The organism is Flavobacterium frigoritolerans (genome assembly GCF_025847275.1).
In the GTDB taxonomy this organism is placed as follows: domain Bacteria; phylum Bacteroidota; class Bacteroidia; order Flavobacteriales; family Flavobacteriaceae; genus Flavobacterium; species Flavobacterium frigoritolerans.
Genome location: NZ_JAOZEV010000001.1, coordinates 472,079 through 495,106 on the forward strand (window position 1 = coordinate 472,079; position 23,028 = coordinate 495,106).

The 23,028-nt window shown below is 34.6% G+C and carries 19 protein-coding genes, 4 tRNA genes and 1 pseudogene; 2 read left to right on the forward strand and 22 right to left on the reverse strand.

Features of this window, described 5'->3' with window-relative positions:
* Positions 1–12 precede the first annotated feature (12 nt).
* On the forward strand, positions 13–1,602 hold the full coding sequence (locus OIU80_RS02035; protein WP_264285438.1) for a peptide chain release factor 3: 1,590 nt from the start codon (positions 13–15) through the stop codon (positions 1,600–1,602).
* Between the two features lie 269 nt (positions 1,603–1,871).
* On the opposite strand, the pseudogene OIU80_RS02040 reads toward OIU80_RS02035, so the two are convergent.
* The 21 genes and pseudogenes from OIU80_RS02040 to OIU80_RS02140 all read right to left on the reverse strand — a co-directional run.
* Positions 1,872–2,015: pseudogene (locus OIU80_RS02040) on the reverse strand (DUF3467 domain-containing protein); the annotation flags it as partial.
* Between the two features lie 16 nt (positions 2,016–2,031).
* Complete coding sequence (locus OIU80_RS02045; protein ID WP_264285439.1) at positions 2,032–2,994, reverse strand: alpha/beta fold hydrolase; 963 nt, start codon at positions 2,992–2,994, stop codon at positions 2,032–2,034.
* A 215-nt stretch (positions 2,995–3,209) separates the two neighbouring features.
* Entirely contained in the window at positions 3,210–3,521 is a 312-nt protein-coding gene (locus OIU80_RS02050) for a DUF3467 domain-containing protein (RefSeq protein ID WP_129537468.1), read from the reverse strand.
* Between the two features lie 11 nt (positions 3,522–3,532).
* On the reverse strand, positions 3,533–7,843 hold the full coding sequence (gene rpoC, locus OIU80_RS02055) for a DNA-directed RNA polymerase subunit beta' (RefSeq protein ID WP_264285440.1): 4,311 nt from the start codon (positions 7,841–7,843) through the stop codon (positions 3,533–3,535).
* 316 nt (positions 7,844–8,159) lie between these two features.
* Positions 8,160–11,972 carry a DNA-directed RNA polymerase subunit beta gene (rpoB, locus tag OIU80_RS02060; protein WP_264285441.1) on the reverse strand — a complete coding sequence of 1,271 codons (3,813 nt, stop codon included), beginning with the start codon at positions 11,970–11,972 and terminating at the stop codon, positions 8,160–8,162.
* 266 nt (positions 11,973–12,238) lie between these two features.
* Positions 12,239–12,610 carry a 50S ribosomal protein L7/L12 gene (rplL, locus tag OIU80_RS02065; RefSeq protein ID WP_035619173.1) on the reverse strand — a complete coding sequence of 124 codons (372 nt, stop codon included), beginning with the start codon at positions 12,608–12,610 and terminating at the stop codon, positions 12,239–12,241.
* Positions 12,611–12,700: 90 nt separating this feature from the next.
* Positions 12,701–13,204: a 50S ribosomal protein L10 gene (gene rplJ / locus OIU80_RS02070; protein ID WP_264285442.1), complete on the reverse strand. Its 504-nt coding sequence runs from the start codon at positions 13,202–13,204 to the stop codon at positions 12,701–12,703.
* A 22-nt stretch (positions 13,205–13,226) separates the two neighbouring features.
* Positions 13,227–13,916: a 50S ribosomal protein L1 gene (rplA, locus tag OIU80_RS02075; RefSeq protein WP_039111376.1), complete on the reverse strand. Its 690-nt coding sequence runs from the start codon at positions 13,914–13,916 to the stop codon at positions 13,227–13,229.
* A 13-nt stretch (positions 13,917–13,929) separates the two neighbouring features.
* Entirely contained in the window at positions 13,930–14,367 is a 438-nt protein-coding gene (gene rplK / locus OIU80_RS02080; RefSeq protein ID WP_035619182.1) for a 50S ribosomal protein L11, read from the reverse strand.
* A gap of 67 nt (positions 14,368–14,434) precedes the next feature.
* On the reverse strand, positions 14,435–14,986 hold the full coding sequence (gene nusG / locus OIU80_RS02085) for a transcription termination/antitermination protein NusG (RefSeq protein WP_039111377.1): 552 nt from the start codon (positions 14,984–14,986) through the stop codon (positions 14,435–14,437).
* 10 nt (positions 14,987–14,996) lie between these two features.
* Positions 14,997–15,194, reverse strand: a complete 198-nt coding sequence (gene secE, locus OIU80_RS02090; protein ID WP_035619188.1) for a preprotein translocase subunit SecE — start codon at positions 15,192–15,194, stop codon at positions 14,997–14,999.
* An 18-nt stretch (positions 15,195–15,212) separates the two neighbouring features.
* Positions 15,213–15,283 (reverse strand) — tRNA-Trp (locus tag OIU80_RS02095).
* A gap of 62 nt (positions 15,284–15,345) precedes the next feature.
* Positions 15,346–16,533, reverse strand: coding sequence for an elongation factor Tu (gene tuf, locus OIU80_RS02100; RefSeq protein ID WP_264285443.1), 1,188 nt, complete (start codon positions 16,531–16,533; stop codon positions 15,346–15,348).
* 55 nt (positions 16,534–16,588) lie between these two features.
* Positions 16,589–16,660 (reverse strand) — tRNA-Thr (locus OIU80_RS02105).
* 81 nt (positions 16,661–16,741) lie between these two features.
* Positions 16,742–16,822 (reverse strand) — tRNA-Tyr (locus tag OIU80_RS02110).
* 54 nt (positions 16,823–16,876) lie between these two features.
* Positions 16,877–16,950: transfer RNA gene (locus OIU80_RS02115), tRNA-Thr, on the reverse strand.
* Positions 16,951–17,040: 90 nt separating this feature from the next.
* On the reverse strand, positions 17,041–17,343 hold the full coding sequence (hpf, locus tag OIU80_RS02120) for a ribosome hibernation-promoting factor, HPF/YfiA family (protein WP_264285444.1): 303 nt from the start codon (positions 17,341–17,343) through the stop codon (positions 17,041–17,043).
* Positions 17,344–17,374: 31 nt separating this feature from the next.
* Entirely contained in the window at positions 17,375–18,271 is an 897-nt protein-coding gene (locus OIU80_RS02125; protein WP_264285445.1) for a tyrosine-type recombinase/integrase, read from the reverse strand.
* Positions 18,272–18,429: 158 nt separating this feature from the next.
* Positions 18,430–18,624 (reverse strand): 30S ribosomal protein S21, encoded by a 195-nt coding sequence (rpsU, locus tag OIU80_RS02130; RefSeq protein WP_039111382.1) that lies wholly within the window; start codon positions 18,622–18,624, stop codon positions 18,430–18,432.
* A gap of 313 nt (positions 18,625–18,937) precedes the next feature.
* Positions 18,938–20,080 carry an acyl-CoA dehydrogenase family protein gene (locus tag OIU80_RS02135; RefSeq protein WP_264285446.1) on the reverse strand — a complete coding sequence of 381 codons (1,143 nt, stop codon included), beginning with the start codon at positions 20,078–20,080 and terminating at the stop codon, positions 18,938–18,940.
* 10 nt (positions 20,081–20,090) lie between these two features.
* Positions 20,091–20,978 (reverse strand): ComEA family DNA-binding protein, encoded by an 888-nt coding sequence (locus tag OIU80_RS02140; RefSeq protein ID WP_264285447.1) that lies wholly within the window; start codon positions 20,976–20,978, stop codon positions 20,091–20,093.
* Positions 20,979–21,210: 232 nt separating this feature from the next.
* Here OIU80_RS02140 and OIU80_RS02145 point away from each other — a divergent pair, with 232 nt between their 5' ends.
* Entirely contained in the window at positions 21,211–22,662 is a 1,452-nt protein-coding gene (locus OIU80_RS02145) for an amino acid permease (RefSeq protein ID WP_264285448.1), read from the forward strand.
* Positions 22,663–22,739: 77 nt separating this feature from the next.
* On the opposite strand, the gene OIU80_RS02150 is transcribed toward OIU80_RS02145, so the two are convergent.
* Complete coding sequence (locus tag OIU80_RS02150; RefSeq protein ID WP_129537458.1) at positions 22,740–22,967, reverse strand: PspC domain-containing protein; 228 nt, start codon at positions 22,965–22,967, stop codon at positions 22,740–22,742.
* Positions 22,968–23,028: the final 61 nt, after the last annotated feature.

Below are 23,028 nucleotides of genomic sequence, written 5' to 3' on the forward strand. Positions count from 1 at the left end.
TTGATATTAAATATGAGCTTTTTAAAAGAAATACAACGTAGAAGAACATTTGGAATTATTTCGCATCCCGATGCTGGTAAAACAACATTAACTGAAAAACTACTGTTATTTGGTGGTGCTATTCAGGAGGCTGGTGCAGTAAAAAACAATAAAATAAAAAAAGGAGCTACGAGTGATTTCATGGAAATTGAGCGTCAGAGAGGGATTTCGGTTTCTACCTCTGTATTAGCCTTTAATTATAAAGATAAAAAAATCAACATCCTTGATACACCTGGACACAAGGATTTTGCTGAAGATACTTTTAGAACTTTAACTGCTGTAGATAGCGTAATTGTAGTAATTGACGTTGCTAAAGGGGTTGAGGAACAAACGGAGAAATTAGTTGCTGTATGTAGAATGCGTAAAATTCCGATTATTGTTTTTATAAACAAATTAGATCGTGAAGGTAAAGATGCATTTGATTTGATGGATGAGGTTGAGCAAAAATTAGGATTAACCGTTACTCCATTAAGTTTCCCTATTGGAATGGGATATGATTTTCAGGGAATCTACAACCTTTGGGAACAAAACATCAATTTATTTAGTGGAGATAGTCGTAAAAACATTGAGGAAACCATAGCTTTCTCGGATGTACAAAATCCTGAACTAGAAAAAATTATTGGTCAAAAACCTGCTGACAGACTACGAGAAGAATTAGAATTAATAGACGAAGTATATCCTAAATTTGATCGTCAGGATTACTTGGATGGAAAATTACAACCTGTATTTTTTGGTTCTGCTTTAAATAACTTTGGAGTACGTGAATTGCTAGATTGTTTTGTTACAATCGCCCCTTCTCCAAGACCAAAAGAATCTGAAACGCGTTTGGTTGATCCTACCGAAGAAAAAATGACTGGTTTTGTATTTAAAATACATGCCAATATGGACCCTAAACATAGAGACCGTTTAGCATTTATAAAAATCGTTTCTGGTACTTTCGAAAGAAACAAACCTTATTACCATGTACGTCAGAAAAAGAATTTAAAATTTTCTAGTCCAAATGCATTCTTTGCAGAGAAAAAAGAAATTGTAGATATTTCATATCCTGGTGATATTGTTGGCTTACATGACACGGGGAACTTTAAAATTGGAGATACGTTAACTGAAGGCGAAGTAATGAGCTTTAAAGGAATTCCTAGTTTCTCTCCAGAACATTTTAGATACATTAACAATGCCGACCCAATGAAAGCTAAGCAATTAGATAAAGGGGTTGACCAATTAATGGACGAAGGAGTTGCACAATTGTTTACTCTAGAAATGAATAACCGTAAAGTTATTGGTACTGTAGGAGCACTTCAGTATGAGGTAATTCAATACCGCTTGGAACACGAATATGGTGCAAAATGTACTTATGAAAATTTTCCTGTTCACAAAGCTTGCTGGGTTAAACCTGATGATGCTAAAAATGATGAGTTCAAAGAATTCAAACGTATCAAACAAAAATTCTTAGCAAAAGACAAATACGGTCAATTGGTATTTTTAGCCGATTCAGATTTCACAATACAAATGACTCAAAATAAATATCCAAGTGTGAAATTATTTTTCACTTCTGAATTTGAATAATTATAGGATTCAATGTTATATAAAAAAAGCGCTACTTTAAAAAAGTAGCGCTTTTTTTTAATCTGAATTAACAAAACGACCTCGAGTGTTCAATTTTTAGGAACCTGCAAATTAAAAAAACATAGGCTAAAAATAAAATTTAATCGGTAAAGTGAAACAAAAATCAGATAAAATACCTTTTAAACAGATTCAAAGAACTTATTTAAGTCGAAATATAAATTTCTAATTTTATTGCATAAAAAAAGCCCCATTACTGGGGCTTTTAAAATTTATGCTTGTCCTGCTGGACCGAAGTTAAGCGGTATAAGTACTTGTTCAGTTTCTTTAATTTCACCATGAGCGACTTCAAAATAATGAATGTTTTCTCCAATTGCTTTTAGTAATCGTTTAGCATGTTGCGGCATCAAGACAATATGTTCCATTTCTTGTTTAGCTATTATATTGTTCTAGCCATTTTAAAATCACTTGATTAGTTTCATCTGGAAGTTCTTGTTGAATCCAATGACCACAATCTAAACTAACAACTTCTACATTAGGCACGAACTCTGATAATCTTTCAAACTTAGGAATCATATCACGATTACCGTATATCATAAGTGCGGGTTGTTGAATGATTGGGTTTACATTTGCTAATAAGTGCCAGTTTCGGTCAAGGTTTCTATACCAATTTATACTTCCTGTAAACTTTGAAGACTCGAAGGCAGAGATTAAAACGTCCAGTTCGCCTTCATTCATTATGGGTTCGCCGAGTACTTTTTTTGCTCTTGCAAGATTAATCATCCACATTCCTGGTTCAGGCGGCACAAGAGGTACGTTCTTACGGAACATATTGCGAAGGAACTGAGGTATGTTTTCATCCATTATAGCGTCTGCTACTCCTGGCTGTCGATTAAAGTGAACAAAATAGAAGTCTCCTCCAAATACTTCTTCCATGAATTCTATCCAAGGTTTTTCTCCACGCTCTTGATAAGGCAAGGCCAAGTTTATCACTTTATTTACTCGTTCTGGATGCAATAATGCAAGATTCCAAACAACATTTGCACCCCAATCATGACCAATAAAAACAGCGTCTTTATATCCGTAGTAATCAAGTAGAGCGACCAGATCACTTGTTAAATGTTCAATGTCATACTCTGTTACTTCGATTGGACGAGATGATTTTCCATAACCTCTCTGATTAGGAACAATGACATGATAGCCAGCTTTGACAAGTTCGGGAATCTGATAGCGCCAAGAAAAGGCATGCTCTGGAAAACCGTGGCAAAGCACGATAGGCTTATCAGAATTTTGTTGACCTGCCTCAAATACTTCGAGTTTTATTCCATTGATAGAAATTAAAGTAGGACTTGGAAACTCGATTGGATTAAAACTTGCACCAGTTACGTTTGTCATTTTTTTATTTTTTAGATATTAATATGACACAAATGTAAACTTGGACAGTGACAACCCTTTGTCAGTAGTCAATAAACAATTAACGATATTTATCAAAACCCTCTTATACAAATCCTATTTTGAGACTAAAAGTTTCCAGATTTAATCTCTGTTTTTTTTGAATTTCACTACTCTTTTTCCCATAAAAAAAGCCCCATTACTGGGGCTTTTAAAATTTATGCTTGTCCTGCTGGACCGAAGTTAAGCGGTATTGGTGCTTGTTCAGTTTCTTTGATTTCGCCATGAGCGACTTCAAAACGATGAATGTTTTCTCCAATTGCTTTTAGTAATCGCTTAGCATGTTGTGGCGTCAAGACAATTCTTGACTTTACCTTGGCTTTAGGAATACCTGGCATAATACTTACAAAATCTAAAACAAACTCTGAAGAAGAATGGTTAATAATTGCTAAATTAGAATAAATTCCTTCAGCGATTTTCTCATCTAATTCTATATTAATTTGCTCTTGTTGTTGATTCGAATTACTCATAGTTCCCTAAATTAATAAATATATTCTTCTTTATTAGCCATCATTTCGTTGTAATCATCTTTTGAACCTACAATTGTATGATCGTATTCTCTCATACCTGTTCCTGCAGGAATTCTATGTCCAACAATTACATTTTCTTTCAATCCTTCTAAGTAATCTACTTTACCTGCTACTGCAGCTTCGTTAAGTACTTTAGTCGTTTCTTGGAAAGAAGCAGCAGAAATAAATGATTTAGTTTGTAGCGAAGCTCTTGTAATACCTTGTAGAACCGGCGTTGCAGTTGCAGTAATTACATCTCTAGCTACTACTAGATTTTTATCTGTACGTTTTAATAATGAATTTTCATCACGTAAATCACGAGGAGAAATAATCTGACCCGCTTTTAATACGCTAGAATCTCCAGCATCTTCAACTACTTTCATTCCGTATAATTTATCGTTTTGAACGATGAAATCTTTAGTATGAATTAATTGATCTTCTAAGAATAAAGTATCACCTGGATCTTGTACTCTTACTTTACGCATCATTTGACGAATAACAACCTCAAAGTGTTTGTCATTGATTTTTACCCCTTGTAAACGGTATACCTCTTGAATTTCATTTACCAAGTACTGCTGAACAGCTGCTGGTCCTTGAATTCTTAAAATATCGTCTGGAGTAATAGCACCGTCTGACAATGGTACACCTGCTCTAACGAAGTCATTCTCCTGAACTAGAATTTGGCTTGATAATTTAACCAAGTATTTTCTAACATCACCAAATTTAGATTCGATAACAATCTCACGGTTACCTCTTTTGATTTTTCCAAAAGATACAACTCCATCAATTTCAGAAACTACAGCTGGGTTTGAAGGATTACGAGCTTCTAACAACTCTGTAATTCTAGGTAAACCTCCGGTAATATCTCCTGATTTAGAAGAACGACGTGGAATTTTCACCAATACTTTACCTGCTTTAATTTTCTCACCGTTTTCAACCATCAAGTGGGCTCCAACTGGTAAGTTATAAGAACGAATTAATTCACCTTCTTTACCATAAACTAATAAAGTTGGAATTAATTTTTTAGCTCTTGATTCAGAAATTACTTTTTCTTGGAATCCTGTTTGCTCATCAATTTCAACCATGAACGATTGACCTTGCTCTAAATCTTCGTAAGCAATTTTACCAGTAAACTCAGAAACGATAACTCCATTATATGGATCCCATTTACAGATTACATCTCCTTTAACAACTGATTGTCCATCTTTTACAAAGATACTTGAACCATAAGGAATGTTATTTGTACTTAATAAGATACCTGTTCTTTCATCAATTAATTTCAATTCAGTAGAACGAGATACTACAATATCAACTGCATTACCTTCGTTATCCTCACCTTTAACAGTTTTTAAATCTTCGATTTCTAGTTTACCATTAAATCTTGTAATGATGCTAGATTCTTCAGAGATACCACCCGCAACCCCTCCAACGTGGAAAGTACGTAATGTTAACTGTGTTCCTGGCTCTCCAATAGATTGAGCTGCAATTACTCCAACTGCCTCTCCTCTTTGAGTCATTTTACCAGTAGCTAAGTTTCTACCGTAACATTTAGCACAGATTCCTTTAAGCGCTTCACAAGTTAATGGAGAACGAACTTCTACTTTCTCCACTGGAGAAGCCTCAATCGCTTTCATTATAACTTCTGTAATTTGCTCACCTGATCTTACTAAATAGTCACTAGTTAAAGGATTTATTACATCTTGCAATGCAACACGTCCTAAAATTCTTTCTCCTAACGATTCAACAATCTCTTCATTCTTTTTCAATGCAGAAACTTCAACACCTCTAAGAGTACCACAATCCTCAATGTTAACAATAACATCTTGAGAAACGTCATGTAATCTTCTAGTTAAGTAACCAGCATCGGCAGTTTTAAGAGCCGTATCCGCAAGACCTTTACGAGCACCGTGAGTAGAGATAAAGTACTCAAGGATAGAAAGACCTTCCTTAAAGTTAGAAAGAATCGGGTTTTCAATAATTTCACCACCACCAGCAGTAGATTTTTTAGGCTTAGCCATCAAACCACGCATACCAGTTAACTGACGAATCTGTTCTTTAGACCCCCTCGCCCCAGAGTCAAGCATCATATATACAGAGTTGAAACCTTGTTGGTCTTCTCTAATATTTTTCATTGCTAGCTCTGTAAGTTGAGCATTTGCTGAAGTCCAAACATCAATAACTTGGTTGTAACGCTCGTTATTGGTAATAAGACCCATGTTATAGTTTACAGAAATACCTTCAACTTGTTCTCTGGCATCTGCAATCAATTTAGTTTTTTGCTCAGGAATTCTAATATCACCAAGAGAGAATGATAAACCTCCTCTAAATGCAAATTTATACCCCATATCTTTCATGTTGTCCAAGAAAGCAGCCGTTGTAGGTACATTGGTAGCACTTAAAACGTGTCCAATAATATCTCTAAGGTTTTTCTTCGTCAATACATCATTGATATATCCTGCAGCTTCTGGTACCACTTCATTAAACAATACACGACCAGCGGTAGTTTTAATAATCTGATACACTAATTCTCCAGCTTCATTAAAATCTTTTGCTCTAATTCTCACTGAAGCATTCAATTCTAATCTTCCTTCGTTTAATGCAATATTTACTTCCTCTGCAGAGTAAAAAGTTAAGCCTTCACCTAAAATTTTATGATCTGGAGTAGAAAGACGTTCTTTGGTCATATAGTATAGACCCAAGACCATATCCTGAGAAGGTACAGTAATTGGCGCACCGTTAGCAGGGTTCAAGATATTATGAGAAGCCAACATTAACAATTGAGCTTCCAAAATAGCCTCTGGTCCTAATGGTAAGTGTACCGCCATTTGATCCCCATCAAAATCGGCATTAAACGCCGTACAAACTAATGGGTGCAATTGGATTGCTTTTCCTTCAATTAATTTTGGTTGGAATGCCTGAATACCTAATCTGTGTAACGTAGGAGCACGATTCAGTAATATTGGGTGACCTTTAATTACATTTTCAAGGATATCCCAAACTACAGGCTCTTTTTTGTCTATAATTTTCTTAGCAGATTTTACCGTTTTAACAATACCTCTTTCTATCAATTTACGGATAACAAAAGGTTTGTAAAGTTCAGATGCCATATCTTTAGGGATACCACATTCGAACAATTTTAATTCCGGTCCAACAACAATTACCGAACGAGCAGAATAATCCACACGTTTTCCTAAAAGATTTTGACGGAAACGTCCTTGTTTACCTTTTAATGAATCTGATAATGATTTTAATGGTCTGTTTGATTCTGTTTTAACAGCAGAAGCTTTACGAGTGTTATCAAATAATGAATCTACAGATTCTTGCAACATACGTTTTTCGTTTCTTAAGATAACTTCTGGAGCTTTAATCTCCATTAATCTTTTCAAACGGTTGTTACGTATAATTACACGACGGTATAAATCATTTAAATCTGAAGTTGCAAAACGACCTCCATCAAGTGGCACAAGTGGACGTAATTCTGGTGGAATAACTGGAACCACTTTCATAATCATCCATTCTGGACGGTTTTCGCGGTTTAAGTTAGACTCACGGAAAGATTCAACAACTTGTAATCTTTTTAATGCTTCTGTTTTTCGTTGTTTAGATGTTTCATTGTTAGCACTGTGTCTTAGTTGGTAAGATAACTCATCTAAGTCTATACGTGCCAATAAATCCATAATACACTCTGCTCCCATTTTGGCAACAAATTTATTTGGATCAAAATCATCTAAATATTGATTGTCTTGAGGAAGAGAATCTAAAATATTTAAATATTCTTCTTCAGTTAAAAAGTCTAATCTTTGTAAAGATTCTCCTTCTGCATTTTTAGCAATACCTGCTTGAATTACTACGTATCTTTCGTAGTAAATAATCATATCTAATTTCTTAGAAGGAAGCCCAAGGATATAACCAATTTTATTAGGAAGAGAACGGAAATACCAAATGTGAGCAATTGGCACAACAAGGTTGATGTGTCCTACTCTATCACGACGTACTTTTTTCTCTGTAACTTCAACACCACAACGGTCACATATAATACCTTTGTAACGAATTCTTTTGTATTTTCCACAAGCACATTCAAAATCCTTAACAGGTCCGAAGATTCTTTCGCAGAAAAGTCCGTCACGTTCTGGTTTGTGAGTTCTGTAGTTTATTGTTTCTGGCTTTAAAACCTCTCCTCTTGATTCTTTCAAGATAGATTCTGGTGAAGCCAATCCAATTGAGATTTTATTAAATCTTTTAACTGGATTTTTATCTTTATTATTGTTTCTATTATTCATCATAGTTTTTACTATTGATTTATTTGCAATTAAAAAATTGATTCTTGTTTTAGTCTAAAGTCAAATGTCTTACAGTTTTTAAAGTCACGAATGACTTTATACTTTGGACTTTGAAACTTTCGACTTAAAAACTACCTCGGGTTACTTCTCTAAACTTCAAACGTCGATTTTGAAGTGCTAATTATAAAACTTTTCAGGTTTAAATAAAAAATCGGAACGGGTTACGGGTATAAATCCTAAAAACTTTTATTTTGGTAAACAGCTTAAGTCCCAGTTTTCAGTGTAAACTGAATACTGAGACTGTAACTGAAAACTTTATTTATTCTTCTAAACGAATATCAAGTCCAAGACCTTTCAATTCGTGCATCAATACATTGAATGATTCTGGTAAACCTGGTTCTGGCATAGACTCTCCCTTAACGATTGCTTCGTAAGTTTTAGCTCTACCAATAACATCATCAGACTTAACAGTTAAGATTTCACGTAGTGTACTTGACGCTCCATAAGCTTCAAGTGCCCAAACCTCCATCTCTCCAAAACGCTGACCTCCAAATTGAGCTTTACCTCCAAGTGGTTGTTGTGTAATCAACGAGTATGGTCCGATAGAACGTGCGTGCATCTTATCATCTACCATGTGTCCTAATTTCAACATGTAGATTACACCTACAGTTGCTCTTTGGTGAAAACGTTCTCCAGTTCCTCCATCATACAAATAAGTATGACCGAATCTTGGTATTCCCGCTTCGTCAGTCAATTCATTGATTTGATCTAAAGTAGCACCATCAAAAATTGGAGTAGCAAATTTTCTACCTAAATTTTGTCCTGCCCAACCTAAAACCGTTTCATAAATCTGACCAATGTTCATACGAGATGGTACCCCAAGTGGATTCAATACGATATCTACTGGTGTTCCATCTTCAAGGAAAGGCATATCTTCATGACGAACGATACGTGCAACAATACCTTTGTTACCGTGACGTCCTGCCATTTTATCCCCTACCTTCAACTTACGTTTTTTAGCGATATATATTTTCGCTAATTTCAAGATTCCAGCTGGCAATTCATCTCCAACAGTAATAGTGAATTTTTCTCTTCTTAAAGATCCTTGTAAGTCGTTCAGCTTAATTTTATAGTTATGAATTAAATCATTAACCATTTTATTAGTAGCATCATCAGCAACCCATTGCCCTTTACTTAAGTGAGCAAAATCTTCTACAGCATAAAGCATTTTTTGAGTATATTTTTTACCTTTTGGTAAAACTTCTTCACCCAAATCATTCATTACACCTTGAGATGTTTTTCCGTTAACGATCAAGAATAATTTTTCAACTAATCTGTCTTTTAATTCAACAAATTTAGTTTCAAATTCCATTTCCAAAGCGCCTAAAGCATCTTTGTCTTGTGTACGTTTACGTTTATCTTTTACGGCTCTTGCAAATAATTTTTTGTCAAGAACTACACCATGTAAAGAAGGAGAAGCTTTTAACGAAGCATCTTTAACATCACCTGCTTTATCCCCGAAGATTGCACGAAGCAATTTCTCTTCTGGAGTAGGATCTGATTCTCCTTTTGGAGTAATTTTTCCGATAAGAATGTCGCCAGGTTTAACCTCTGCTCCAATTCTAATCATACCGTTTTCATCTAAATCTTTAGTAGCTTCTTCAGAAACGTTAGGAATATCATTAGTTAACTCTTCGTTACCTAATTTTGTATCTCTAACTTCTAATGAATAATCATCTACGTGAATTGACGTAAAGATATCATCACGAACTACTTTTTCAGAAATTACAATCGCATCCTCAAAGTTATATCCTTTCCATGGCATGAACGCAACTTTTAGGTTACGACCTAAAGCTAATTCACCATTTTGAGTAGCATATCCTTCTGACAATACTTGACCAAGTGCTACTCTATCACCTTTCTTAACGATTGGCTTCAAGTTAATACTCGTTCCTTGATTGGTTTTTCTAAATTTAATTAGATTATATGTTTTTTCATCAGACTCAAAACTAACCATTCTTTCTTCTTCAGAACGATCGTATTTAATAGTAATGATGTTTGCATCAACGTATTCTACTGTTCCATCACCTTCAGCATTAATCAATACTCTTGAATCAGACGCAACTTGACGCTCTAAACCTGTTCCTACAATAGGAGCTTCAGGGCGAATCAAAGGTACTGCCTGACGCATCATGTTTGATCCCATCAAGGCTCTATTCGCATCATCATGCTCTAAGAAAGGAATCAAAGATGCAGAAATAGAAGCAATTTGATTTGGAGCAACGTCTGTGTAATCTACCTGTGTTGGCTCGATTACTGGGAAATCACCTTCTTGACGTGCAATTACGTTTTCAGCGATAATTTTTCCTGTTGCATCCATTTCGATGTTTGCTTGCGCAATCAACATTCCTTCTTCTTCTTCAGCACTTAAATATACTGGAGTAGTTTCTAAATCTACAACACCGTTAGTTACTTTACGGTAAGGAGTTTCGATGAAACCCATTCCGTTAACTTTAGCATAAACACCAAGAGATGAAATCAAACCAATATTTGGTCCCTCTGGAGTTTCAATTGGACATAAACGTCCGTAATGCGTATAGTGAACGTCACGTACCTCGAAACCAGCTCTTTCTCTAGAAAGTCCACCAGGTCCAAGTGCAGATAATCTTCTCTTGTGCGTAATCTCAGCAAGTGGATTCGTTTGATCCATAAATTGAGACAACTGGTTAGTACCAAAGAAAGAGTTGATAACTGATGATAATGTTTTAGCATTAATCAAATCAATTGGTGTAAACACCTCGTTATCTCTAACGTTCATACGCTCTCTAATTGTTCTAGCCATACGCGCTAAACCAACACCGAATTGTTGAGATAATTGTTCTCCAACTGTTCTAACACGACGGTTTGATAAGTGATCAATATCATCAATCTCAGCTTTAGAGTTGATTAATTCAATCAAATATTTTACAATGGTAATGATATCTTCTTTGGTAAGCACTTGCTTTTCCATTGGGATATCTAAACCAAGTTTTTTGTTCATTCTATAACGACCAACTTCACCTAAGTTATAACGTTGATCAGAGAAGAACAATTTATCTATAATACCACGAGCAGTTTCTTCATCAGGCGGTTCTGCATTACGCAATTGTCTGTAGATATGCTCAACAGCTTCTTTTTCAGAGTTTGTTGGATCTTTTTGTAATGTATTGTGGATAATAGCATAATCTGCTTGGTTATTATCCTCTTTATGTAACAAAATAGATTTAACGTTAGAATCAATGATCTCTTCAACATTATCTTTGTCGATAATAGTATCTCTATCAAGGATAATTTCGTTACGTTCGATAGAAACTACCTCACCGGTATCTTCATCAACGAAATCCTCGTGCCAAGTATTCAATACACGTGCAGCAAGTCTTCTTCCAATATATTTTTTAATACCTGTTTTAGAAACTTTGATTTCTTCAGCAAGGTCGAAAATTTCAAGGATATCCTTATCTCTTTCGAATCCAATTGCACGGAATAAAGTTGTAACTGGTAATTTTTTCTTTCTATCAATATATGCGTACATTACGCTATTAATATCTGTAGAAAATTCTATCCAAGAACCTTTAAAAGGAATTACTCTGGCAGAATAAAGTTTTGTTCCATTTGCGTGGAATGATTGTCCAAAGAAAACCCCAGGAGAACGGTGTAGTTGAGATACTACTACACGCTCAGCACCATTGATAACAAAAGTACCGCTTGGAGTCATATAAGGAATTGTACCTAGATAAACATCTTGTACAATAGTTTCAAAATCTTCATGTTCTGGATCTGTACAATATAGTTTTAACCTAGCTTTTAAAGGCACACTATAAGTAAGACCTCTCTCTATACATTCTTGAATTGTATAACGTGGTGGATCAACAAAATAATCTAGGAACTCCAATACAAAGTTATTTCTTGTATCTGTGATTGGAAAGTTTTCCATGAAGGTGTTGTACAACCCTTCGTTGCCTCTTTCGTCAGATTTAGTTTCTAATTGAAAAAAATCTTTAAAAGACTTAACCTGAACATCTAGAAAATCTGGATATACAGGAATATTTTTTGTAGAGGCAAAATTCAATCTTTCAGTCTGATTTGTTATCATCAATGGACAAAATTTTGATTAAAAAAAAGTAATTTTTTGTGTAAAAACACACTGTTTAATCTATACTTTCTTATTATAATCAATACATCTTTAAAAATAAACGAACTAAAATTCAGTCTAATTTTTTTTCTTCGTATTGATCAAAAACTTTTTCGTATTTTAAACTATTTGATAATAAAACTTGATATATTTTATTATACGAAAAATGGTTTAGGCCATTGAGTTTTAACTCAAGACCTAAACCTAGTTCTTAAAACCGAGTAAACTTATTTAAGTTCAACTACAGCTCCAGCTTCTTCTAAAGATTTTTTAAGACCTTCAGCCTCTTCTTTAGAAACACCTTCTTTAACGTTACTTGGAGCACTATCAACTACATCTTTAGCTTCTTTAAGACCTAAACCTGTAAGTTCTTTTACCAATTTAACTACAGCTAATTTAGAAGCACCAGCTTCTTTTAATACAACTGTAAATTCAGTTTGTGCTTCTTCAGCAGCACCACCATCACCTCCAGCAGCAACTACAACAGCTGCAGCAGCAGGCTCGATACCGTACTCGTCTTTTAATATTGTTGCTAATTCGTTAACTTCTTTAACTGTTAGGTTAACTAATTGTTCTGCGAATTGTTTCAAATCTGCCATTTTTTCTATCGTTTAAAATGATTTGTAAAATATAATTATTTATTGTGCGCTAATTAAGCAGCAAGGAAATATAATTTCCCGCATTTGTTATTATGCTTCTGTCTCTTCTTCGCTGTTTGCGAATTGATTTTGTAAAGCAGAGATAACTCTTTGAGCTGGAGATTGAAGTAATCCAATAAGTTCTCCAAGAAGTTCTTCTTTAGATTTGATAGTTGCTAATGCATCTAATTGATCATCTCCAATGTAAACTTCTGAATTAATGTATGCTCCTTTTAAAACTGGTTTATCAGATTTCTTACGGAAATCTTTGATAATTTTTCCAGGTGCATTTGCAATATCTGAAATAAATATAGCACTATTACCTGTCAATACTGAAGGTAAATCTCCATAGTCATTAGCAGAAGCTTCCATTGCTTTTGCAAGCAAAGTATTTTTAACAACCTCTAATTTAATACCTGCTTTAAAACAAGCTCTTCTCAAGTTTGAAGTTGTTTCTGCGTTTAATCCAGAAATATCAGATACATAAATAATATTTGTACCAGCTAACTGTGCAGTTAAATCTTCAATCGCGATTGATTTTTCTTCTCTAGTCATACTAAAAATTATTAACTACCAATTATACTGCTTTAGGGTCCAATGCAATTGCAGGACTCATAGTGCTTGTAAGGTGAATACCTTTAATATAGGTACCTTTAGCAGCAGTTGGTTTAAGTTTGATTAATGTTTGAATAATTTCGTGTGCGTTGTCATAAATTTGTTCAGCTCCAAAAGAAACTTTACCAATTCCTGCGTGCACGATACCAGTTTTATCAACTTTAAAGTCAATTTTACCAGCTTTAACCTCTTGAACAGCTTTTGCAACATCCATAGTTACAGTACCTGTTTTAGGGTTTGGCATTAAACCTCTAGGTCCTAAAATACGACCTAATGGACCTAATTTACCCATTACAGCTGGCATAGTGATGATTACATCAACATCTGTCCAACCGTCTTTTATTTTTTGTAAATAATCATCAAGACCTACATAGTCTGCTCCTGCTGCTAAAGCTTCTGCTTCTTTGTCTGGAGTAACTAATGCTAATACTTTTACATCTTTACCAGTTCCGTGAGGCAATGTTACTACACCTCTAACCATTTGATTCGCTTTTCTTGGATCTACACCCAAACGCACTGCGATATCAACAGACTCATCAAATTTTGCAGAAGCTATAACTTTAATTAATGCAGCTGCATCTTTCAAAGAGTATAGTTTGTTCTTTTCAATTTTTGAAGCAGCCTCTTTTTGCTTTTTTGTCAATTTTGCCATGTCTTTCTCTTAATTAAAAAGGAGAATCTCCTGATACAGTTATACCCATAGATCTAGCTGTTCCAGCGACCATACTCATTGCAGACTCCATAGTGAATGCATTTAAGTCTGGCATCTTGTCTTCAGCAATAGCTCTAATTTGTTCCCAAGTAACACTAGCTACTTTTTTACGATTAGGCTCTCCTGAACCAGATTTTAGCTTTGCAGCTTCCATTAACTGAACTGCTGCTGGAGGAGTTTTTACAACAAAATCAAATGATTTGTCTTTATACACAGTAATTTGTACTGGGCATATTTTGCCAGGTTTATCTTGTGTTCTAGCATTAAATTGCTTACAGAACTCCATGATATTAACCCCAGCAGCTCCTAAAGCAGGTCCAACCGGTGGCGACGGATTCGCAGCACCTCCCTTAACTTGTAGTTTAACTACCTTACTAATTTCTTTAGCCATTTTTTAAAAAATTTAACACTGCAATTATTGGAAGCAATTGTAGTGGTTATTATAGATGTAACAAAAATTATACTTTTTCTACTTGCATAAAACTTAACTCTAATGGAGTTTTTCTTCCGAAAATCTTAACCATTACTTCTAATTTACGCTTTTCTTCATTGATTTTTTCAACTGTTCCATTGAATCCGTTGAAAGGTCCATCAATTACCTTAATTGTTTCTCCTAAGTTAAAAGGAATTGAACGTGTATCTGTATTAACAGCCAGTTCATCAACCTTACCTAGCATTCTATTTACCTCTGATAATCTAAGCGGAACAGGCTCTCCACCTTTAATTTCGCCTAAAAAACCAATTACACTAGTTATCGATTTAATAATATGAGGTATTTCACCAACTAAATTGGCTTCGATCATAACATATCCAGGGAAATATACTTTATCCTTAGCTATTTTTTTACCCTCTTTCACAGTTACTACTTTTTCAGTAGGAACTAAAACTTGGGAAACATAATCACCCATACCTAATCTGGCAATTTCAGTTTCGATGTAAGCTTTGACTTTATTCTCTTGTCCACTTACCGCTCGAACTACATACCACTTTTTCACATTATTATCTGCCATTACAAAAAAATTACGCTTTTATCCAATTAAAAAATCCAGCCAATGCTTTTGCAAAAAATTCATCTACTCCCCAAGTTGCCAAAGCGAATAATACTGAAAATACAGCTACTACAATTGTCAATCGTTGCACTTCTGCCCATGCTGGCCAAGTTACATTTGACTTCAATTCCTCGAATGCTTCTGATATGTAATTAACAACTTTTGTCATGAGATATATTTATTATTGCACGGGCGGAGGGATTCGAACCCCCATCAACGGTTTTGGAGACCGCTATTCTACCCTTGAACTACGCCCGTAATTAAAGCCAGTGACTTCAGTTAAGAAAATCAACTGGCTTTTATAATTTTATTTTATAGGATTATCCTACGATTTCAGTTACCTGACCTGCTCCAACTGTTCTACCACCTTCACGGATAGCGAAACGTAAACCTACGCTCATTGCGATTGGGCTTAATAAAGAAACATTAATAGTCAAGTTGTCTCCTGGCATTACCATCTCTACTCCTTCTGGTAAAGTAATAACTCCTGTTACGTCAGTTGTACGTACGTAGAACTGTGGACGGTAGTTATTATGGAATGGAGTATGACGTCCACCTTCTTCTTTTTTCAAGATATAAACCTCTGCTTTAAAAGTAGCGTGTGGTTTTACTGATCCTGGCTTAATGATAACCATTCCTCTTTTGATAGATTCTTTATCAACACCTCTTAACAATAAACCTACGTTATCTCCAGCTTCACCTCTATCAAGGATTTTACGGAACATCTCAACTCCTGTAATAGTAGAAGTTAATTTATCAGCTCCCATACCAATGATTTCAACAGCATCTCCTGTATTAGCAATACCAGTTTCGATACGACCTGTAGCAACAGTTCCACGTCCTGTAATTGTAAATACATCTTCAACTGGCATCAAGAATGGTTTAGCAGTATCACGGATTGGCTCTTCGATCCAAGCATCAACAGCTTCCATCAATTCAAGAATTTTAGGAACCCAAGCAGGATCATTATTCAATCCTCCTAAAGCTGAACCTTGAATAACTGGACCATTATCTCCATCATATTCGTAGAAAGATAATAAATCTCTAATTTCCATTTCAACAAGCTCTAACAACTCAGCATCATCAACCATATCCACTTTGTTCATGAAAACTACCATTCTAGGAATACCAACCTGGCGACCTAAAAGGATGTGCTCACGTGTTTGTGGCATTGGACCATCTGTAGCAGCAACTACTAAGATAGCTCCATCCATTTGAGCAGCTCCAGTAACCATGTTCTTTACGTAATCCGCGTGACCTGGACAGTCAACGTGAGCGTAATGACGATTAGCTGTTTCATACTCTACGTGTGAAGTATTAATTGTAATACCTCTTTCTTTCTCCTCTGGAGCGTTATCGATTTGATCAAACGATTTAGCTTGACAGTAACCTGCATCAGACAATACTTTAGTAATTGCCGCAGTTAATGTAGTTTTTCCGTGATCCACGTGTCCAATTGTACCTATGTTTAAGTGCGGTTTGGAACGATTAAAATTCTCCTTTGCCATTTTACTTAATTTTTAATCTTAGTTATATATTAATTTTCAATTTCCTACTTACTTGAGCCAATGTCGGGAATTGAACCCGAGACCTCTTCCTTACCAAGGAAGCACTCTACCCCTGAGCTACACCGGCAGAGAATTCTAAATTTCAGATTTTAAAATTTAGTTCCTAGATTTTAAAATCCAAAAGCTACAATTTTAACTTCTTCTTTTGTGGGGAGAGCAGGATTCGAACCTGCGAAGTTCACACAGCAGATTTACAGTCTGCCCTCGTTGGCCGCTTGAGTATCTCCCCATTTTTTTATCAATAATTACATGAACAATTTCAAATCGCATTTGAACTATTTTGAGCCGGCGGAGGGACTCGAACCCACGACCTGCTGATTACAAATCAGCTGCTCTAGCCAACTGAGCTACGCTGGCAATTTCAATAAAAAAAGTCCGCTATTTCTAACGGACTGCAAATGTAGCTATTTTATCTTTGAATCAAAACATTTTTTTAAAAAAATTACATTAAATATGTGTTCTTACCTTTTCTTTTCTCTTAACCAACAATCTTTCTAAGGATTCCGCCGAAAGCTCAACTGCCTCTTCAAAGGTTTTGCATTGCTTTTTCACCAAAAAATCATCCCCTGGAACATTAATTTTTATCTCGGCAATTTTATTCTCTTTGTCACTAGTTTTTTCAACCTTTAAAAAAACATCTACTGATACCACCCTGTCATAATACTTTTCCAACTTATCCATTCTTTCTTGAACGAAATCTACCAACTTTCTGTCAACTGCAAAGTTAACCGCATTAATACTTACCTTCATAATAGTTATTTTAGAATTAAACATTTTAGAATTACTTTTTATTCCTAGGATGCGCATCAGCATACACTTTTTTAAGAGCCGCTAAACTACTATGCGTATATACCTGCGTAGATGCCAAACTTGAATGTCCCAATAATTCCTTTACTGAATTTAAATCAGCCCCGTTATTCAATAAATGAGTCGCAAATGTATGTCGGAGGACATGAGGACTTTTTTTTACCTTTTCGGAGACTTTACTAAAGTATGAATTTATTAATCGATACACAAAGGTTTCATTTAATTTTAACCCTTTTTTAGTAATAAAAAAATATTCCTTATCAACTATATTCTCAATACTTTCACGCTCTTTTATATACAATAAAAACTGCTCAGCGATAACTGGCAAAACAGGAATAATACGCTCTTTATTACGCTTTCCTAACACTTTAATCATACTAGCGGACGAATCAACATTAACCCGAAGCAAACCTATCAACTCCGCCCTTCGAATACCTGTCGCATAAAACAAATCAATTATCAACCTATTCCTAACCCCTTCAAACCCCTCAGAATCCCTCATTTGATTCACCAAATCCATCAATTCCTTTTCAGAAAACGGAACCTGCACTACCTTAGGAGTTTTTAATGCTTTATGTTTTTGCATCGGACTAACTCCTATCTGCTTAGTCTTTAACAAAAATCTATAAAATGCTTTTAGAGACGCCATTTTACGATTAACAGAAACATTAGAGACATTAGCATCTACAAGCGAAACCACCCATGACCTAATTTGACTATAATTCACCTGATCAATATTTTCCTGATCGAAATGCAATTTATTAAATGACTCAAAAGAAACTACGTCATTCATATAAGCATCCAGAGTATGCGAAGAATACTTTTTCTCCATCTGAAGATATTCCTGGAATGCTTGTTTATTTGTTTTCACTCTTACCCTCTATTTATTTCTCTAAAGAATACCACACCATCACCCCTTTTCAAATTCTAAATCCAGAATTGCTTTGATTCTATAAAATAAAAAAACCGTTAGCATCAAAGTTATAAAATTTTGATGACTAACGGCATTTATTTGAATATAGATTTTATCTAACTCTCCAAGTTGTCTTTCATGTTTTGAATGTAAGCAGCTTTTTGAATTTTGATTCTATTTTTTACAGATGGCTTAATAAAAGCAGTACGTGCTCTTAACTGACGAACAGTTCCTGTTTTATCAAATTTTCTTTTATAGCGCTTTAATGCTCTATCGATATTTTCTCCGTCTTTAATTGGTATAATTAACATAATATTGACACCCCCTTTCGTTAAGTGTGCAAAAGTAAACATTTATTCTAATTACACACTATAAACTATCCATTATTTTTTTATTCCACTTATCATGGGGATGCAAAATGTGAGATCTTAAATCATTTTCACTAATCAATACTCGCCTTAACAACATTTAGGGTTGCGTGAGAGATTGAAGCGAAAATCCTTTTTGTTCTTTCTTTAAGAATAAAAAGATTGTAGCGGAAAGCTCGACCACAAAAAAAAAGAAGCCAATCAACACAAACTGAATGGCTTCTTTTTTTTTTGTGGGCACGCCCATATTATATAACTAATCTCTTAAAATGTTTCTTGAAATAACTACTTTCTGAATTTCGGTAGTTCCTTCTCCTATAGTACACAACTTAGAATCTCGGTAGAATTTCTCTACTGGAAAATCTTTTGTATATCCGTATCCTCCATGAATTTGAACCGCTTCATTTGCTACTTTTACACACACCTCTGAAGCATACATTTTAGCCATTGCCCCCATCGTGGTTACTGGCTTATGTTGTTGTTTTAAAAATGCTGCTTTATGCAATAACAATTCCGAAGCCTCGATTTCTGTTGCCATATCTGCCAACTTGAACGAAATTCCTTGAAAACTACTAATTGGCTGCCCGAATTGATATCTTTCTTTTGAGTATTTTAATGCCGCTTCATAAGCCCCTTTAGCAATACCAAGCGATAGAGCACCTATTGAGATTCGGCCTCCGTCTAATATTTTCATAGATTGTATAAAACCCTCTCCTACATTCCCTAAACGATTTGCATCAGGAATTCGGCAGTTATCAAAAACCAATTCAGCTGTTTCGCTCGCACGCATTCCTAATTTATTCTCTTTTTTTCCTGATGTAAATCCTGGCATTCCTTTTTCAAATACAAAAGCTGTCATCCCTCGCGAGTCTCCTTTTTCTCCTGTGCGTACAATCACCACAGCAACATCACCAGATTTAGCATGCGTAATGAAATTCTTCGCTCCATTTACGATCCAATGGTCTCCATCTTTTACTGCTGTTGTATTCATTCCACCTGCATCAGATCCGGTATTATGCTCCGTCAAACCCCATGCTCCTATATGCTCTGCAGTTGCTAATTTAGGAAGCCATTTCTTCTTTTGTTCTTCACTACCAAAAGTCAAAATATGATTTGTACATAATGAATTATGAGCCGCAACTGACAATCCAATCGAAGGATCAACTTTTGAAATTTCCTCAATGATGGTTATATATTCATGATAACCTAGTCCTGATCCTCCATATTCTTCTGGAACCAAAACTCCCATAAATCCCATTGCCCCTAATTCTTTGAACAGTGGAATTGGAAATGTTTGTGCCTCATCCCACTCCATTATATATGGGCGGATATTTTTTTCAGCAAATTCTTTTATGGACTGGGCAATCATTGATTGCGTTTCGTTATAATCAAAATTCATTAGTATATTTTTAGAACTCCAAATATAAACCAATTATTTTTGCTTTTTCAACAGGAAAGCCCTTAATTTTTATCAAATCCTCAATATTATTTATATTTCCGTTCATACTTCGATAGGTGACGATTTGTTTTGCCAATGTATATCGAAAATAAGGAAAGCTTGAAAGCTCTTTTAAAGAAGCATCATTTATTGCTATTTTTTTTAAAGAAGTTGGCTCTGATATTTTAAAATGATTACTTAAATTAAAAATAACTTCAGGCGAAAGTCCCCAAACGTCTTTAAGTTGCTCCATCGAAACAAAATACCCTAAACCTTCTTTCTGTTTTAAAATTCGTAAAGAAAGAGCCTCTCCTATTCCCGAAACTTTAATTAAATCTTCTTGGGTAGCCTGATTGAGATCTATTAATATCTTTTTCTCTTTTTTAATGAATATCTTCTGATTTGGATAATTCCTATATTCCTTTATCTCTTTCTTATTAGCTATCCAATCAGGAAATTTAAAATACGGAATCATACTATCTAACAAAGAGTCTGAAATTTTTGTTACTTCCTGAAACTCTTTGGGAGAGTTAACATATTTATTCTCTTTTCTAAAAACTAACAGTCGGTCAATTTGCTCTACTGTCATACCTAGTTTATACCCTTTATAATCTGTAATAAAATTAGGATTGAATAAATATTTTTTTTCTTCTTTATTCTCATTATTATTTTTAATTGAATCTATTTCTCTCTGCAAAGACATCCATTTTTCTTTGTCTGGAAAAAATTGTGATGGTGAACTAAAATCAACAAAAAAATAAACCAACTGTAAAACAATAATTATTGCAAAAAGCAAAATAATACCAATTCTTTGTTCTCTACTAAATTTAAAGTAAAGAGCTATTTTTCTAAAATCCATTTTTGACAAAATTTAATTTGGAGTTGTAAATTAAACCAAAAAAATATAAATTTAACAAGATTTTATTTAAAATTATCGATATAAACAAGCAATATAATCCAGTAAAAAAGTAAGGCAAACCAATAATTCTTCATAAAATTAATTATTTTACAACTTAAAATGCACTAATTGTTTTTATTTTTTATAAAAAAGAATACATTTGGAGCTTAATAACAATTAACCAAAATAAAATATGTCAATTTGGAAAACTAAACCACTATCGGTATTGCTTGATGAAGCTTCCGAATCTGAAAGAGGCTTAAAAAGAACTTTATCTTCCCGCTCTTTAGTAGCTCTAGGAGTAGGTGCAATTATTGGAGCCGGATTATTTTCATTAACTGGAATTGCTGCTGCTGAGCATGCTGGACCAGCAGTTACATTGTCCTTTATTCTAGCAGCTATTGGGTGTGCTTTTGCAGGTCTTTGCTATGCAGAGTTTGCCTCAATGATACCTGTTGCTGGTAGTGCTTATACATACTCCTATGCAACAATGGGTGAATTTATGGCTTGGATAATTGGATGGGATTTAGTTTTAGAATATGCATTAGGTGCCGCAACAGTTGGTGTAAGTTGGTCTCGTTATTTACTCGAATTACTTAATAAATACAATATTCACCTGCCTCATAATTTAATTTGTTCTCCCTGGGAGACGTTAAAATTAAGTGATGGAACTGTTATTGAAGGAGGTATTATCAATCTTCCTGCTATTATCATCGTTTCATTACTTTCTTTATTATTAATAAGAGGCACTAGAGAATCCGCATCTATAAATAACTTTTTAGTTGTTCTAAAGGTTGCTGTTGTAATTGTTTTCATCGTATTAGGATGGGGCTTTATTGACACTGCAAACTACACTCCATATATCCCTAAAAACACAGGCGTTTTTGGTGAATTTGGCTGGTCTGGAATTGCTGCTGGAGCTGGAACTGTATTTTTTGCCTTCATTGGTTTTGATGCTGTTTCTACTGCTGCACAGGAAGCAAAAAATCCACAAAAAGGAATGCCTATTGGTATTTTAGGCTCTTTGGTAATCTGCACTATATTATACGTTTTATTCGCTCACGTAATGACTGGTCTTGTACCTTATTATGAATTTGCTGGTGACGCAAAACCTGCTGCAACAGCCTTTGCAAAAACAGGGTATACATTTTTACAAACTGGTTTAATCATTGCAATTCTTGCTGGTTATACATCAGTAATGCTAGTAATGCTAATGGGACAAAGCCGTGTCTTTTATACCATGAGTAAAGATGGGTTATTACCTAAATTCTTCAGTGAAATTCATTCAAAATTTCGTACTCCTTGGAAAACTAATATTTTCTTTTTGGTATTTGTGAGTCTATTTGCTGGATTTGTTCCTGTAAGTGATTTAGGTCATATGGTTAGCATTGGTACCTTATTAGCGTTTGTATTAGTATGCATCGGTGTTATGGTAATGCGTAAAAAAATGCCAGATGCCCCAAGATCTTTCAGAACTCCATTAGTACCTTTTGTTCCTATTGCTGGAATTATAATTTGTCTTGCATTAATGTACTCTCTACCAAACGAAAGCTGGGTAAGATTGGTAATTTGGATGGGACTTGGTGTTGTTATTTACTTTACTTATGGTAAGAAAAACAGCAAATTAAACAATCCTAAAAAATAATCTATAACAATATAAAAAAAGGGATTATAAAAGTAGTTAATACTTTATAATCCCTTTTTTTATATAGAATAAATGAGTTACAAATCAAAAACGGAAGTCCTTTTAGCACGAACTAAATCCTTTAATCGGATCCAGAATGCCAAAGTTAAATATACCCCAAACCAAAGTCCAGCAGTAACAAAAGATATATATATAAAAAATAAACGGACACTTGTAACTCTCATTCCTAACCTGTCGGCTAATCTGGAAGAAACATGAAAACCGTATTTTTCAAAAAAGAACTTAAGTTTAATAATTGCTGACATACTTTTAAGATGATAGATGTTATGCAAAAATACAAAATTAACTAAGTAAGTCAATAGAATT